Source organism: Pedobacter sp. Leaf250, from assembly GCF_920984735.1.
GTDB lineage: Bacteria > Bacteroidota > Bacteroidia > Sphingobacteriales > Sphingobacteriaceae > Pedobacter.
Genome location: NZ_CAKLBU010000016.1, coordinates 25,064 through 39,049 on the forward strand (window position 1 = coordinate 25,064; position 13,986 = coordinate 39,049).

The window sequence follows — 13,986 nt, forward strand, 5'->3', positions numbered from 1 at the left end:
AATCAAACCTTATGTTATCTAAAAACAATTTTAAAAAGGCAGCAATGTTAGTTGCTGTAGCAGCAGCATTTGCAGCATGTAAAAAAGACAATGAGCAGCCTATTGAAGAGCCCTCGGCAACAGCCAAAGAATTTAAATATGTTAGATTTTTAACAGCTGATGAAACTTCGAACAAACTGACTTTGGTTGACCCATCTACAGCAACTATTACATCTTTCGATGCAAAATTCCCATTGGCTAACCTTTATGCAACATCTTCAGGTAGATACGCCTCAGTACTTTATGGAGCACAAAACCTGGTAGAAGTGTTTGACAGTGGGTTAAGTTCTCATGTAGATCATATAGATGTATTAAATAATCCAAAATGGGCCAGCATAACCGCTACAGGCATTAAGCCAACGCATTTTAAATCAAAATCCAATGAAAGTTTGATTTTTAATGATGGTGACGGAACTTTAAGCAGTGCTATGGAAAGCGATTTTAATACCGCTGGCGCAAAATTTTCTATCGTAAATGCAGGTCTGTTACCGCACCATGGCGCAATGGCTCAATTTACCAACGGAACGTATGCAGTTACTTCTACAGCTACCGCGGGAACTTCTCCAAACCGTGTTTTAGTAATTGATAAAGATGGTAAAACTATATATGCTTCAACATTGGAAATTGGCGCCATTCATGGTAATGCCAGCGATGGAACAAATGCTGTTTTTGGTGGCTTTACTGATTCTACAGCCAATGCAGGTGGCATTTTAGTTGTAAAATCAACAGGTGAACAAAAATTAATTCCAAATCCTGATGGATTTGGGGCATTTAGATTAGCCAGTATTTATTATGCAGAATCAGCTAAAAAATTTATTGGCTATGTGGCTACAAAAGGTGCTTACTCAATAGATATCGCTAACAATAAAATTGCACCAATTTATAGCGGAGCCGATGCATTTCAATGCAAAGTAGATTTTGCAGGCAAAAATTTATTGGTTTTAACTTTAGATGGTAAATTAAGAATATATGATTTAGCTACTGGTGCACTGAAAAAGGAAGGCTCCGTAATATCGGCAACTTCAAGTACCGATACCTATAAACCAGTGCTCGAAGCCACAACGAAATATGCATACATTGCAGTACCAACTTTAGGTGAGGTTCATCAAATTGATTTGTCGACTTTTAATTTAACGGCAAAACATAAAGTATCTTCCAAACCAGTACGTTTAGCTATTTTCGGTTTTGAAAGTAATGCTTCTCACAATTAGAATTAAAATGAAAAGACTATTTCGAAAGTAGAAATTGGAATAAGCAACTAAATTTATTTCCTTTTCCCGTCATTCCCGCCAAGGTAGGATCTTAAAACGCTAAAAAAGCCATTTTAAAATCTCTAACTAAATTGGGAATGACGGTCCTTTGAAATATAATTTACATAATTGAGTAGAACCTATATTTTTAACCTTTAACCATTGCAGTAACCTGCGATAGGTGCGCTTTAAATTTCGTAAGGTATTTTTTTGAGAATGCTTTCACCTCTTTGTCAGCTGATTTTGATCCCGCCTCAAAAAGTGCTACAATATTTTGGTAATCCTGAATGCTCGATGCAAGGTAAGCGTTATCAAAATTTTCTCCCTTAACTGCTTTTAATTTGCTAATTGATTCCTGAATGTCAGCATCGCGGAGCATTTTAAAACCCTGAATCATTACATCCTTAGCTTGACCAGTATTTCCAGCTTCTCCCTGATTTTGATTTCGGGAAGTATCTTGCAATGTAGTTGGGGCAGAATCGACTCTCCCATCTGGCCTTTGACCATCATCAGGTTTGCTGGCTGTTAAGGTAATATTCTTAATTTTAGCCAATGCGATAAGTTCTTTATTCGCGGCAGTATGAAGATCCAATGCCGATTTAGCAACTCTTTTAATTTTCTCATTGCCTGCATTTTGTGCCGCAATGCCGCTTTTTTGTACTTCTTTTAAACCGTAAAGCAAAGCCTGATTCATGAATGCTTCAGTAGGAAAAACATCCTGAATAAAAGATTTTTCTATCTGACCTGTTAACTTTCGACTTGGAGCTTCAGTTGCATACAAACTATTTCCAAGGGAGAACGACAATAGAAGTGCGAAAGCTGTTTTTATGTTTTTCATGGCTGATGTAAATGGTATATAGAAACAACCTAAAAACACTTAAAATAGTTTGTAATAATGATAGTTTGTTAAAGGGTATAATTACAATAGTTAATAACTTATACTTTGTGAACAACTAACTTAAACAACTGGTAATGATAGTCGTTAAGCATATATACTTAACATAAAGCTTATGAGAAAGTGCATATATGTTGTAGAAGATAATCCGAATATTAGAGAGATTATCGAATTCTTACTTACCGAAGAGCTATATGATGTTAAAGCTTGCCGTAACACAACAGATTTCTGGATACAGATGCAAGAGAGCATTCCGGATATGGTTATTTTAGATATTATGTTGCCGGATGGAAATGGAATAGACATTTGCAGCCAACTCAAAACCAACATTAAAACGCACAAGATTCCTGTAATGATGATGTCGGCAAATAATCATTTAAATGCCGTTAAAGCAAAATGTACAGCCGAAGATTTCATTAATAAACCCTTCGATTTAAATGATTTTGCCAGTCGCGTAGAACGGTATTTACCGAATTAATTACTTAAATAATGATGAGCCGCAATGCTTGCAGAAAAGCGCATCAGTATCATGACCTTCCAAACTACAACTTGGACAAGATTCGGGCATTTCTTTTTTTGATTTAGCGGCAATGGCTATATCGTGTGTAATAATTCCTGTTGGAACGGCAATAATGGCATAACCAATAAGCATAACTACAGATGCAACAAATTTTCCCATCGGTGTAATTGGTGATATATCTCCATAACCTACCGTTGTTATGGTTACAATTGCCCAATAAATACTTTCCGGAATGTTGGAAAAGCCGTTTTCTCTTTTTTCAACCAAGTACATAATAGAGCCCAAAATCACAGTAATGGTTAATACCGTTAATAAGAAAATACTAATTTTTCGAAAACTGTTTCTTAAAGCCTGTGTAAGAAAGTTAATCTCACTTAAAAATTCTCCGAGTTTAAAAATTCTAAAAACCCTTAACAACCTCAACGCCCTGAAAGCCAATAGCGACTGTGCCCCAAGAAAAAATATGCTTAAATAGGATGGCAATAATGAAATAAGGTCGATTATTCCTAACAAACTGAAAACATACCTTATCGGTTTTTTTATGCTGATTAATCTTAAAATATATTCTATTGTGAATAAGGCAGTAAAAACCCACTCTACGTAATAAAATAAATTACCATATTTATTGTGGATACTTATAACACTATCGAGCATTACCACAATAATGCTGGTAAAAATAGCGATGAGTAAACCTACATCAAAAGCTTTGCCTGCAGGTGAGTTCGATTCGTAAATAACCTCGTGCAAACGAAAGCGCCAATGCCCAGATGTTTTTGGTTTCATTTTATAAAATTAATCATTTGCTAAATATGTGTTGCGATTATTATTATACTTTCATTTCTTGAATTGTTTTTTCATTCTATTGTTTTAAACATAGTAGATCATAATCTGTTAAATTGAATATGAAGAAATTTTTACTCCTAATATTTTTTACATCCATATTTATTCATGCATCAGCCCAATATAGCGATAGTACCAACTATCATATTATGCTATCTTCTACCGGCTCAATTAATAGAACCAATGATCAACGTGCATATTTATTAAACAACGGTTTAAATTTTGGGATGAAAAAAGAAACTTTCGTGCTAAATTCTACTACCAGCTGGCTTTATGGGAAACAAAACAAGAGCTTAAGCAACAATGATTTTTCGAGTACACTTAACTTTAATTTATTCAAAGGTCCGGCACATTTTTATTATTGGGGTTTATTAAATTACAATACCAGCTATTCGTTAAAGCTAAAAAACCAATTACTTGCTGGTGGTGGTATTGCATATAGTTTTCTTGATGAACCAAATTCATATATCAATTTGAGCAATGGTATTTTATTCGATCAGAGTAGTTTGGTTATTGGCAAGAGCTATAACACATTACGAAATTCGTTAAGGTTACAATTTCATTTTCAGGTTAAAGAAATTCTTACCATCGATGGAAGCCATTTTCTACAAAATTCCTTTTCGCGTGGCGGCGATTATATCATTCGCTCATCCACAACAATTGGCTTAAGGCTTCGAAAATGGATTAGTTTAACAACCTCACTAAATTATAACAGGTTAAATATAACCAGTAGAGAGAACTTAAATTTCACATATGGTTTAAGTTTGGATAAATATTTCTAACCGTAATTGCTTATCCATGTATTTGTATCTGGCAAAAAATATCTATCACCAAATGTTAATAATTTTTTAAGCATTGTATATCACTGATAAACAGATTAAAAGTTGCAATATTTCAATTTATAAGATTTCGCTTACATCAATTTCATATTCAAATCATAATTTTGTGTATGGCAAATACAAACGTTAGAAAATCAATTCAAAGCAAGATAGAATCATTAGGTAGGGAAATAGAAAGCCTTCAGCAAGAACTTTTAAAATGGGAAAAAATAGCCGCTGATTACGAAACGAACTCGGAAAGTATTGATCTCATCTTGTCTATTCAAGTTCCAGAAAAAACGGAAGGCAAACCTAAAAGAGTAAAAGCTTAGGCTTTTTTCGAAAATATCATCGCCTAAACTTAATAGTCTACTCATTTATTTATTGATCAATCAATTGCATCTTCAAAACAGAACAATAATGATCAAATTGTGTTACTTAAACATTAACCAATTTAAAAGTTATGAGTTTAACATTAGAAATAGTAGAAAAGTTATCTGCGGCGGCAAAAGCTAAAGCAAGCGAAATAGGTGTTCCAATGAATATTGCTGTTGTTGACGAAGGTGCAAACCTAAAAGCATTTCATAGAATGGATAATGCCTGGCTAGGATCGATTGATATCTCCATTAAAAAAGCTAAAACAGCACGTTTTTTTGATATGGATTCGGGAGAAATCGGGAAATTATCACAACCAGGTCAACCACTTTATAATATCGAACATTCCAATGGCGGCTTAATCAGCTTCCCTGGCGGCGTAGTGTTAAAAGATGAATCTGGAAAAGTAATCGGTGCCATTGGGGTATCTGGTGGAAGTGTAGAGCAAGATCATGAAGTTGCAAGCGCTGGTGCAGCAGCATTAAAATCATAAAAATCCAAAATGTTAGATGCATTTAAGCATCTAACATTTTTTATCGAAAGATAAATACCTAAATCTTTAAAATTCCAAATCGTTTTCAATTAAAAGTTGTTATTGAGCTACAACTTATCAATATGATCTTAAACATCGACTGGAAAAGTTTCTTTATAGGTGAAGAAAACTGGGAATTTCTCTTTGAAATAGCACTCCGAACTTTCATTATGTACTTTATTATCCTGATTGGCTTAAGGCTTTTAGGAAAACGGGGCGTTAGGCAACTTTCAGTTTTTGAGTTGGTAGTAATTATCAGTTTAGGATCTGCTGCCGGAGACCCCATGTTTTATAAAGAGATTGGTTTGCTAATACCAGTAATCATTTTTTTTATCATTGTTGGAGCATACAGGCTAACTACCTATTTAACCGCAAAGAGTGAGAAATTAGATGATCTAATCGAAGGAAAATGTGTTTATCTGATTAAGCAAAGTAAATTTAATATTGAAGAATTTAAAAAAGAAGTGCTTGCCCAAGACGAATTTTTTGCTGAATTACGGCAACAAAGCATATCTCATTTAGGACAAGTAGAAAACGTAATACTCGAAACTTCAGGAACACTAAGCGTATATTTTTATCCTGATGAAAAAGTTCAATTTGGTCTACCCATCTTACCAGAATTATTTGCGAAGAAAACAAAAATACTGAATACGAACATGCATTACGCTTGTTCTTTTTGTGGCAATGTCGATCAAGTAACTACAAGAACAGAACATATTTGTCCAAATTGTAACCACAACGAATGGGTAATTGCTATTAACAATTGCAGGATAAAGTAGTTATAATCCTTACTCAAAAATACCGGCAAACAGTTTATTGGAATATAGCTTCGCTTGATGATCATAAATATGAGAGGTACTCATAACTTCATTAACCCCAAATTTTGATACAAAAGCAGCTAAATTTAGTTTTATAGTATCTTTGCTCCCGATAAAAGAATAGTATAACATTTGTTCAACAGCTTCTTTTTCCAGCTGATCCCAATGTGCGTTGATATTCTCTACAGGCGGTTTAAGGCGTTCTCTTTTTCCTGTTATTACCCCTAAAAACATTTTTTTAACGGAGCTCGATAAAAATTCTGCTTCATCGTCAGTATCAGCAGCTACAACATTAACACAGGCAATCACATATGGTTCAGCAAGATATGCTGATGGTTTGAAATTGTTTTTATAGATGGCAACAGCCTGTTCGAACAGAGCCGGAGCAAAATGACTTGCAAAAGCGTAAGGTAAGCCTTTTTCGGCGGCCAATCTTGCACTATCCGTACTCGAACCCAATACCCAAATCGGAATATCAAGACCTTCGCCAGGGATGGCACGAACTTTTGAATTGAAGTTATCGGCAGAAAACAGTTGCTGCAAGCGTTCGATATCTTTAGGAAAATTATGTGCAGCATGCATATTTTCTCCCCTTATGGCCATAGCAGTAATCTGGTCAGTTCCTGGCGCTCTGCCCAAGCCCAAATCTATCCGGTTTGGGTAAAGAGAAGCCAAAGTTCCAAACTGCTCTGCAACAATTAGCGGCGAATGATTTGGCAACATGATGCCGCCAGAACCCACGCGAATTGTTTTTGTGCCACCGGCAATAAAACCTATCAACACCGCAGTGGCCGAACTTGCTACGCCAGCCATATTATGATGTTCGGCAAACCAATAACGGGTATAACCTAATGCTTCTGACTGTTATGCAATTTCTAAACTTGTTTTAAAAGTATCTGCAGCGGTATAACCGTCTAAAACGGTTGCTAAATCAAGAACGGAATAAGGAATATGTTTTAAGGAAGTAATATTCATGTTGCGGTGATGTGTAATTTTAAAGCGTAAAAATATCAGTAAAATAGATGGCTTGTATCGCAACAATGTTTATATGACCTTCAATATACAAAGGTATACCATAATATACCGTCGCAATTTTTATTGCAGATATCATTTAAATCATTCTACAAATAGGTCAATATTCCACAAACTGTTTTCATTTAGGTCAAAATATTATTAAAATAAACCAGCTGTCAATTGTAACATATTAACCGTGTTTTCCTCCATCTAAAACGTTATACTACCCTAAAACAGTCTCTCAAGTATTGTTATGGAAGCTGACAGAAAATTCACGAGGAATAACTCAACAGTAATTATACGCGAATAAATAACGTTGAATATTATCGGTATGAATTTTGCCAAATTATAAACGAATCACCTTAAACATTATCCCATGAACAAAACAGAATTTAGCAGCATTGTTAACAGCAATGCAAGCTCCCTGCGCTCTCACGCTCTGCAGTTTACTAAGGACCTTGATGATGCCAATGATCTTGTACAGGATACTTTGATGAAGGCGATCCGGTTTTTTCATAAATTTGAAGAAGGATCAAATTTAAAAGGATGGCTTTTTGTAATTATGCGCAATACTTTTATAAACGATTATCGTAAAACTGCAAAGAAAAATGCGCTTATTACTACTGAAGAAGAAATCACCTATGCAAATTTAAGTCATAGCGCAACTAGAAATGTAGCAGAGAATAAGTTTATGATGAACGATATTCAAGGTGCATTGGATAGATTACCAAAAGCATATCGCGATCCATTTGTACGCTATTTTGAAGGTTACAAATACCATGAAATTGCTGAAGAATTGGGTTTACCAATAGGAACTGTTAAAACACATATACACCAGGCTAGAATTGAGTTAAAAAAGAATCTCAAGAACTACAAAACTGATGCTTATTACAGACCATAATAAAAGCCCCGATTAGAATCGGGGCTTTTATTTTATTTTGATTTTTTATCTTCATCAGCATCTGCACCATTCTGATCAACGTGGTTTTCTCCGAGTTGTTTAAACTCACCATTTTCATCGTATGCTTTATCAGCATCACTTCCGTCTAAGTCATTGTTAGGAATAACTCCGGTCTTTACCTGATCTTTGTTCTCTTGTACTGTTCCTTCGTCTTCTTCAGAATTATTGATATTTTCCATAGTCTTTATTAATTACAACCGCTTAAATTGCCTTAGAGTTTTATTTATCTCTTCATTTACTTTTTTCTATAGATATATTTTAAAATCAGCATCAAGATATCCATAGAAAAAGAGAATGCATTGGTGATAATAATTGGCCAATCCATAATTAAAAAACCATAATACAACCACAACCCATTTCCTGAAAGCAATACCAAAAACATGAAAGGTGATATATTTTCAGATTTTTTGGTTCGCAATGTTTTTATAATTTGGGGTATTACTGCCGTTGCAGTTAAAATCCCAGCACAAATACCAATTATGAGTTTTAATTCCATCCTAGCTTCATCAATCACAGAACTGAGCAATTGTTTTTCATTAACTACAAATACCTAAAATACAGGTATAAGAACCATCAGCCATAAGTATTTAGCGCAAAATTTTAAGAAGAATATCTGTATTTCTACGGGACATTTCTATTGCCAAAACCAATTCCATTTTAATAGAGTTGTACAAATAATAAACCTTAAAATAATATTATGGCAACCACAGTAAAATCAAAAAAAACTCCAAAAAAACCTACGGGTAATACTGGAAAGATGGAAGATTCGGAATTTCATAAATTTTTTGTCGATGAATTAAAAGACATTTATTGGGCAGAGAAACATTTGGCAAAGGCACTTCCCAAAATGAAAAAAGCAGCAACTAGTCCAGAACTTGTTCAGGCATTTGAAAAACACACTCAAGAAACCGAGCAACACATTGTTACTTTAGAAGAAGTTTTTTCTCTTTTAGATGAGAAAGCAGCCGCAAAAAAATGCGAGGCTATGGCTGGCTTACTTGAAGAAGCTAATGGCATTATCGAGGAAACTGAAAAAGGGACTATGATTCGCGATGCCGGACTAATTTTGGCGGCACAAAAAGTGGAGCATTATGAAATCGCAACGTATGGCACGCTTAAAGTATTTGCCGAAAACATGGGGCACGATGATGTTGCCGCATTACTTTCACAAACGCTAGAAAACGAAAAAGCTACTGATGTTGCACTTACAGAGATTGCCGAAAGCACAATAAATGCACAGGCAGCAACAGAATAATTACATAAATTAATCCATTGGAAAGCCCATTCACAGAAATGGGCTTTTTTATGTCAATGATATTTTCAAGCATGATTTTAAATTTTTCAAAACTTTAAAATACTAATGGTGTTGGTTTTTTAAAGACTTGATATGAAACATACTTATTTTACATTAACAGCGCTATCCTTTACGTTTTTATTTAGCTGTACCAATTCAGATAATAATAGTGAGAAATTTAATAATACCAGTCAAACAATTTCAGATACCTTATCCAAAACTACATCTACCAGTTTAAACAATGAAGCAGCTAATTTTTTAGTAAATGCTGAAATAAGTAAGCTCACTTTAGTAGAGCTTAGTGATAAACTGATGCAAGCTGGCACGAGCCAAGAACTTACAGCTTTTGTAAAAAAATTAATTGAAGATCAAAAAGCGAATCATAAACTTTTAGAAAATTTAGCCGTAAAAAAAGATGTGAAATTGCCTCAAAATTTGCCCTTATCTAAAACACAACTTGTTAAACAATTAGAAAATACAAAGAAAGAAGGTAAGAATGAATTTTATTTAAAGGCTATAATTAACGATTACCAGAAGACAATAGATTTATTTACTCAAGCTACAAAATTAAAGGATGCAGATGTAGCAGCTTTCGCCGAGATTACAAAGCCAACTTTAGAAAACCATTATCAGGAAATTATAAAAATGGAAAAGAAGATTATGGAGGCAAAAGCAGGACAAGGAAATGATCCCTTATAAAATTTTATAAGTGAATTATTTCGAGGTAATGCTTTTAAAAATCATTGCCATCTGCCCTAACTCCTGATTAAAGAATGGCTGTACAAATGAAAAAATTACAGCTAATATAAAAGCTGCTATTATACAATAAAAACTAGCTTTAGCGCTATATTCCATTTGATCAGGTCGTCTGCCTTGTTCCATTCCAGAATTAATTATTAGGGATATTGAATGAAAGACAAAAGATATCACAATTTGTTTGCTCAACTGAAAAATATTCTAACACTATTTTAATATTATTAAAAATTATGGCAAAAAACACTACAAATAAACCGTATAACCTCTTAATTGAAGGACTTAGCGCAGCAGGAATGGGTTTAGGAATTTATTTAACAAAACCTACCATAGAAAAAAGATTAGCCAAAAGTGTAAATCTTGCCGATTCCAGCTTAAGTAAAACTTTATCTCATAAACCAGAAAACAGGTTTTTAAAACCCCTGACATTTGAATTAGCAGGTTTGGGCGGAATTGCAGCCTATCGTTTTTACAAAGGATTAAGAAAAAATAAGAAAGCTAATATTGTAGAAGGAATATTTTTAACATCAGTTTTGGCAGCGGCAATAATTTATAGAGCCAGCATACCTAAAAATCGCATAGTAAGATAAAAAACTACAGGGGACATTTAAACGTTAAATGTCCCTAAATTTAAGCTTTTTCGATAGTGGAATACCAGTTGAGTGGATGAGACCTTAAACTCATTCCATCGCGTTCTACATGATATAAAATAATTGGGATGGTAAAATCAATCATCCGTTCTACCTTTTTTGATAACCTACCTAAAAAATCAATACTGGAAATACCTTCTTTAAGGTGAACGTAAATCACCGTTGGTGTTTTAAATTCGAAACGATCAATCATTCCTGGCCATTCGTTCCTAATTCGATTGAGGAAATTAGGAATTTTAACGTACTCTAAATTTCTTTCCATAATTAAGAATTTGATTGTCTTAAAATAACAAATCCATTTTATTATAACTAGGAAAATCAATAACTCAACAACTTTTTTACAATGGCAAATATGATATTAAATTAGCATTAGAGCGTAGTTAACGTAATTTATAACGTATTTATACACTCGCTTAAACAGGGCAAATGGATTAACTTTATCCCCTAAACCAACCAAGCACTAATGCCTAAACGAATCTTAATATTGGATGATGACCGTTCTAACGGAGAGGCGCTGGGCATGATTTTGGAACAAGAAGATTTTCTTATTCGTTGCATCTTTTCTTCTATTGATCTATATGAATCATTAAATAATTTCGATCCACATATTTTATTTTTAGATATCTTATTGGGTGAAGAGGATGGGAGAATACTATGTAATGAAATTAAAGATAGGTTAGAAACAAATAATTTACCAATTATCCTGATATCAGCAATGTTGCCCAATCAAATAGAAATGGTTCCATCAAAAGCCGACGGTATTATTTGTAAGCCTTTTGATATTAATGAAGTAATTGCTATGACTAAAAAGTTTCTATTGAAATAAAAATTGTCGATAGATAAACTCATTTATCATTACAAATTTTGAATAATCAGTAATATTCTATTGAAGCAAATGAGCTATACATTACCGTTAAAAGTATTAATACGCAATAAAATACTGAATTTAAAAAAGTCCAATTTTCTGACTCGAAAATTGGACTTTAACTAGATGGCGTAGCCGTTTAATATAGAAAAACGAACCAATGCCGCTGTATTTTTGCAACCTGTTCTATCAATAAGTGCTTGCCTTAAACCTTCAACAGTTCTTCTGCTTAAAAAGAGTTTATCGGCCATTTCCTGATTGGTCATCCCCTCACCTATTAACTTTAAAACACTTAACTCTCTCTCAGAAAACTGTAGGCGATGATTTTGCTCTGGCGAAAGCATAACAAGCTGTTTATTAAATCTTTCCAAGATGGAAATACATAAACTTGATGAGATATATTTATGTCCTTTCATTACATGCTGAAGGCAAAACATTAATTCATCGGCATCTACACTCTTTAATAAATATCCATTTGCACCCGCCAAAAAAGCGTTAGATGGATATTTTTCATCCTCCAATACACTAAGCAATACAACTTTGAGGCTTTTAGATTTCTTTTTGATCAATGGAATCATTTCAATACCATCTATCTCGGGCATCATTATATCCGATAAAATGATATCAGCCTGAATACCAGCATCTATTAAATTGAGTAATTCTCTTCCATTAGCAACATCGGCCACAACTTCAACCGACTCGTATTTATTCATAAGTGCGGTAAGCGACTCACGCATTAAGTGATGGTCATCTACCAGGATTATTTTGATCATAAACCAAATATAATTGAAGGAAATTGATTCAGAAAATAGTGTGTTTTCGGAATGCCTTAATCTGCCATGGAATGCCTCAATTAAAGTATTTATTTGGGTAATTCTACATAAAATGTAGTTCCCTTTCCAGTTTCTGTTTCAAACCAGATTCGGCCATCGTGAGACTTAACTATGTTATGTATAATGCCCAAACCTAAGCCACCAGAATCGCGTCCAACTAAGCCCGCTCTAAAACCCTGCTCTGCCCTTTCAAATAACGTCGATCTCATTTCTTCTGGTATTCCTCTACCATTATCATGAACAGAAATAATTACCGAATCACCTAAATCATTCGCTGTAATGCCAATGGTGCCATTTTCATCAGTAAACTTTATTGAATTAGAAATCAGATTATTGATTACCTGCAAGAATTTCATCCCATCGAGGGGTAAATAAATTTTATCTTTATTGCTACTGAATTTAAAATTACGAACCTGGCTTAATCTTGATCTCCGGTAGTAACGAAGGGCATCTTTCAATTCCCAAACAAGCTCCAGTCGATCTTTCTTGAGCTCCACCACATTACTTTTAATAAATTCATGATTAATTACACTTCTAATCAATCGCGTATTCCTATCGCACATATCTGCGATGAAATTTAAAGAACGTTGCAAACTTTTATCACCAGTTTTTGCGATTTCTTTCTCCATTGATGAAGCCGTTAACTTCATCATTCCCAAAGGCTCCTTTAAATCGTGTGATAAAACTTCGAGTGTAATATTCTTACGGTAATTAATTTGCTCGATATGCAGTTTATTATGACGCTCGACAGTAATATCTTCAGCTATTCCACAAATTATTGTACTCTCGTTATTAAATGGATACAAACTAACTTTAACATATTTCTCTCTGGAATTTTCAAAGCCTAATCGAAATTCATACTTTTTAGGCTCCATATCTTCTAAACATTCTTCGTAGCACGATACAACATGTTCTACATCATCCTTATAAATTTTATCTAAAAACAAATGCGGTTTGTGGAAAAGGGCTTCCTTTTCTATTTCCCAAATATTGGCCAAACCAAAATTTATGTAGGTAAAATTTTCAGTTTGCAAATTGTAGATGAAGTAACCATCATTAGCACTTTCCCCAATTTTACAGAATAAATCATTACTTATCTCTTTCATTTGGCTGTGTATTAATTTGGCATTAGAGCAAAACTTGAACATGAATTATCCAAAATGGTTTTATTAATTTTAAAAAAAATAAATGATTTTTATCATTCCCATTTAAAATTTATTCAAAAATAAACTACGTGATGAGTTTTAGCTAAACAATTAAATTTATACTTATTGTAAAACCATTTAGTTTTCATTTGTAGCTTTGCAACATGACGATGCAAGAACTCCAGGAGCTAGAAGATTTTTTTACCAAAGCAGGAAAACAACCTGTACCTATTTTTTTAAACCAAGCTACTGAAATTACAGATTATGATCATTTTTTGCAAAGTCATTTCCAACCTTTAAAAGCCAATCTTACTTCAAAAGTAAATCAGCCACTTATCTATCGATTGAAAACACTTAAGTTAATCATTGAATCGAATGCCTAAG

At 33.8% G+C, this 13,986-nt stretch carries 19 protein-coding genes and 1 pseudogene; 12 read left to right on the forward strand and 8 right to left on the reverse strand.

Features of this window, described 5'->3' with window-relative positions; genetic code table 11:
• The first annotated feature begins 11 nt into the window (after positions 1-11).
• A complete protein-coding gene (locus LUA91_RS14775; protein WP_231426841.1) occupies positions 12-1,250 on the forward strand; it encodes a hypothetical protein in 1,239 nt (412 codons plus the stop codon).
• Positions 1,251-1,437: 187 nt separating this feature from the next.
• On the opposite strand, the gene LUA91_RS14780 is transcribed toward LUA91_RS14775, so the two are convergent.
• Positions 1,438-2,127 (reverse strand): DUF4142 domain-containing protein, encoded by a 690-nt coding sequence (locus LUA91_RS14780; RefSeq protein ID WP_231426842.1) that lies wholly within the window; start codon positions 2,125-2,127, stop codon positions 1,438-1,440.
• Positions 2,128-2,299: 172 nt separating this feature from the next.
• Between LUA91_RS14780 and LUA91_RS14785 the strand changes: the two genes are divergently transcribed.
• A complete protein-coding gene (locus tag LUA91_RS14785) occupies positions 2,300-2,662 on the forward strand; it encodes a response regulator transcription factor (RefSeq protein ID WP_231426843.1) in 363 nt (120 codons plus the stop codon).
• On the opposite strand, the gene LUA91_RS14790 is transcribed toward LUA91_RS14785, so the two are convergent.
• Complete coding sequence (locus LUA91_RS14790; RefSeq protein ID WP_231426844.1) at positions 2,663-3,487, reverse strand: ion transporter; 825 nt, start codon at positions 3,485-3,487, stop codon at positions 2,663-2,665.
• Between the two features lie 119 nt (positions 3,488-3,606).
• Between LUA91_RS14790 and LUA91_RS14795 the strand changes: the two genes are divergently transcribed.
• From LUA91_RS14795 to LUA91_RS14810, 4 genes are all read left to right on the forward strand, one after another.
• Positions 3,607-4,326, forward strand: coding sequence for a DUF481 domain-containing protein (locus tag LUA91_RS14795; RefSeq protein ID WP_231426845.1), 720 nt, complete (start codon positions 3,607-3,609; stop codon positions 4,324-4,326).
• A 167-nt stretch (positions 4,327-4,493) separates the two neighbouring features.
• Positions 4,494-4,694 (forward strand): hypothetical protein, encoded by a 201-nt coding sequence (locus LUA91_RS14800; RefSeq protein WP_231426846.1) that lies wholly within the window; start codon positions 4,494-4,496, stop codon positions 4,692-4,694.
• A gap of 131 nt (positions 4,695-4,825) precedes the next feature.
• Entirely contained in the window at positions 4,826-5,230 is a 405-nt protein-coding gene (locus LUA91_RS14805) for a heme-binding protein (RefSeq protein WP_231426847.1), read from the forward strand.
• Between the two features lie 122 nt (positions 5,231-5,352).
• The gene (locus LUA91_RS14810; RefSeq protein ID WP_231426848.1) at positions 5,353-6,048 is read left to right on the forward strand and encodes a DUF421 domain-containing protein; all 696 of its coding nucleotides are present in this window, start codon (positions 5,353-5,355) and stop codon (positions 6,046-6,048) included.
• Between the two features lie 9 nt (positions 6,049-6,057).
• Here the strand turns inward: LUA91_RS14810 and LUA91_RS14815 are convergent.
• A pseudogene (locus LUA91_RS14815) lies at positions 6,058-6,936 on the reverse strand (LLM class flavin-dependent oxidoreductase); the annotation flags it as partial.
• A gap of 541 nt (positions 6,937-7,477) precedes the next feature.
• On the opposite strand from LUA91_RS14815, the gene LUA91_RS14820 reads away from it, so the two are divergent.
• Positions 7,478-8,002: an RNA polymerase sigma factor gene (locus LUA91_RS14820; RefSeq protein WP_056850159.1), complete on the forward strand. Its 525-nt coding sequence runs from the start codon at positions 7,478-7,480 to the stop codon at positions 8,000-8,002.
• A 32-nt stretch (positions 8,003-8,034) separates the two neighbouring features.
• Here the strand turns inward: LUA91_RS14820 and LUA91_RS14825 are convergent, their stop codons facing one another.
• Both LUA91_RS14825 and LUA91_RS14830 read right to left on the reverse strand, forming a co-directional pair.
• Positions 8,035-8,241: a hypothetical protein gene (locus LUA91_RS14825; protein ID WP_231426850.1), complete on the reverse strand. Its 207-nt coding sequence runs from the start codon at positions 8,239-8,241 to the stop codon at positions 8,035-8,037.
• Positions 8,242-8,297: 56 nt separating this feature from the next.
• A complete protein-coding gene (locus LUA91_RS14830) occupies positions 8,298-8,558 on the reverse strand; it encodes a SemiSWEET family sugar transporter (RefSeq protein ID WP_231426851.1) in 261 nt (86 codons plus the stop codon).
• Between the two features lie 201 nt (positions 8,559-8,759).
• Between LUA91_RS14830 and LUA91_RS14835 the strand changes: the two genes are divergently transcribed.
• The 3 genes from LUA91_RS14835 (at position 8,760) to LUA91_RS14845 (ending at position 10,699) form a co-directional block, all read left to right on the forward strand.
• Positions 8,760-9,317 carry a ferritin-like domain-containing protein gene (locus LUA91_RS14835; RefSeq protein ID WP_231426852.1) on the forward strand — a complete coding sequence of 186 codons (558 nt, stop codon included), beginning with the start codon at positions 8,760-8,762 and terminating at the stop codon, positions 9,315-9,317.
• 132 nt (positions 9,318-9,449) lie between these two features.
• A complete protein-coding gene (locus LUA91_RS14840) occupies positions 9,450-10,055 on the forward strand; it encodes a DUF4142 domain-containing protein (RefSeq protein WP_231426854.1) in 606 nt (201 codons plus the stop codon).
• Positions 10,056-10,261: 206 nt separating this feature from the next.
• Positions 10,262-10,699 (forward strand): hypothetical protein, encoded by a 438-nt coding sequence (locus LUA91_RS14845; RefSeq protein WP_231426855.1) that lies wholly within the window; start codon positions 10,262-10,264, stop codon positions 10,697-10,699.
• Positions 10,700-10,739: 40 nt separating this feature from the next.
• Here LUA91_RS14845 and LUA91_RS14850 read toward each other — a convergent pair whose 3' ends face one another.
• Positions 10,740-11,021: a hypothetical protein gene (locus LUA91_RS14850; RefSeq protein ID WP_231426857.1), complete on the reverse strand. Its 282-nt coding sequence runs from the start codon at positions 11,019-11,021 to the stop codon at positions 10,740-10,742.
• Positions 11,022-11,222: 201 nt separating this feature from the next.
• Between LUA91_RS14850 and LUA91_RS14855 the strand changes: the two genes are divergently transcribed.
• On the forward strand, positions 11,223-11,585 hold the full coding sequence (locus tag LUA91_RS14855) for a PleD family two-component system response regulator (RefSeq protein WP_231426859.1): 363 nt from the start codon (positions 11,223-11,225) through the stop codon (positions 11,583-11,585).
• A 161-nt stretch (positions 11,586-11,746) separates the two neighbouring features.
• Here the strand turns inward: LUA91_RS14855 and LUA91_RS14860 are convergent, their stop codons facing one another.
• Both LUA91_RS14860 and LUA91_RS14865 read right to left on the reverse strand, forming a co-directional pair.
• Positions 11,747-12,397 carry a response regulator transcription factor gene (locus LUA91_RS14860; protein WP_231426861.1) on the reverse strand — a complete coding sequence of 217 codons (651 nt, stop codon included), beginning with the start codon at positions 12,395-12,397 and terminating at the stop codon, positions 11,747-11,749.
• Between the two features lie 89 nt (positions 12,398-12,486).
• Positions 12,487-13,563, reverse strand: a complete 1,077-nt coding sequence (locus LUA91_RS14865; RefSeq protein WP_231426862.1) for a sensor histidine kinase KdpD — start codon at positions 13,561-13,563, stop codon at positions 12,487-12,489.
• Positions 13,564-13,772: 209 nt separating this feature from the next.
• Between LUA91_RS14865 and LUA91_RS14870 the strand changes: the two genes are divergently transcribed.
• Positions 13,773-13,985, forward strand: a complete 213-nt coding sequence (locus LUA91_RS14870) for a hypothetical protein (protein ID WP_231426863.1) — start codon at positions 13,773-13,775, stop codon at positions 13,983-13,985.
• Position 13,986 lies beyond the last annotated feature (1 nt).

Coding starts and splice junctions, on each gene's coding strand:
- LUA91_RS14800 (WP_231426846.1), top strand. CDS start 4,494: ATGGCAAATACAAACGTTAGAAAATCAATTCAAAGCAAGATAGAATCA.
- LUA91_RS14860 (WP_231426861.1), bottom strand. CDS start 12,397: ATGATCAAAATAATCCTGGTAGATGACCATCACTTAATGCGTGAGTCG.
- LUA91_RS14855 (WP_231426859.1), top strand. CDS start 11,223: ATGCCTAAACGAATCTTAATATTGGATGATGACCGTTCTAACGGAGAG.
- LUA91_RS14790 (WP_231426844.1), bottom strand. CDS start 3,487: ATGAAACCAAAAACATCTGGGCATTGGCGCTTTCGTTTGCACGAGGTT.
- LUA91_RS14805 (WP_231426847.1), top strand. CDS start 4,826: ATGAGTTTAACATTAGAAATAGTAGAAAAGTTATCTGCGGCGGCAAAA.
- LUA91_RS14780 (WP_231426842.1), bottom strand. CDS start 2,127: ATGAAAAACATAAAAACAGCTTTCGCACTTCTATTGTCGTTCTCCCTT.
- LUA91_RS14850 (WP_231426857.1), bottom strand. CDS start 11,021: ATGGAAAGAAATTTAGAGTACGTTAAAATTCCTAATTTCCTCAATCGA.
- LUA91_RS14835 (WP_231426852.1), top strand. CDS start 8,760: ATGGCAACCACAGTAAAATCAAAAAAAACTCCAAAAAAACCTACGGGT.
- LUA91_RS14825 (WP_231426850.1), bottom strand. CDS start 8,241: ATGGAAAATATCAATAATTCTGAAGAAGACGAAGGAACAGTACAAGAG.
- LUA91_RS14820 (WP_056850159.1), top strand. CDS start 7,478: ATGAACAAAACAGAATTTAGCAGCATTGTTAACAGCAATGCAAGCTCC.
- LUA91_RS14785 (WP_231426843.1), top strand. CDS start 2,300: ATGAGAAAGTGCATATATGTTGTAGAAGATAATCCGAATATTAGAGAG.
- LUA91_RS14775 (WP_231426841.1), top strand. CDS start 12: ATGTTATCTAAAAACAATTTTAAAAAGGCAGCAATGTTAGTTGCTGTA.
- LUA91_RS14830 (WP_231426851.1), bottom strand. CDS start 8,558: ATGGAATTAAAACTCATAATTGGTATTTGTGCTGGGATTTTAACTGCA.
- LUA91_RS14865 (WP_231426862.1), bottom strand. CDS start 13,563: ATGAAAGAGATAAGTAATGATTTATTCTGTAAAATTGGGGAAAGTGCT.
- LUA91_RS14795 (WP_231426845.1), top strand. CDS start 3,607: ATGAAGAAATTTTTACTCCTAATATTTTTTACATCCATATTTATTCAT.
- LUA91_RS14840 (WP_231426854.1), top strand. CDS start 9,450: ATGAAACATACTTATTTTACATTAACAGCGCTATCCTTTACGTTTTTA.
- LUA91_RS14870 (WP_231426863.1), top strand. CDS start 13,773: ATGCAAGAACTCCAGGAGCTAGAAGATTTTTTTACCAAAGCAGGAAAA.
- LUA91_RS14810 (WP_231426848.1), top strand. CDS start 5,353: ATGATCTTAAACATCGACTGGAAAAGTTTCTTTATAGGTGAAGAAAAC.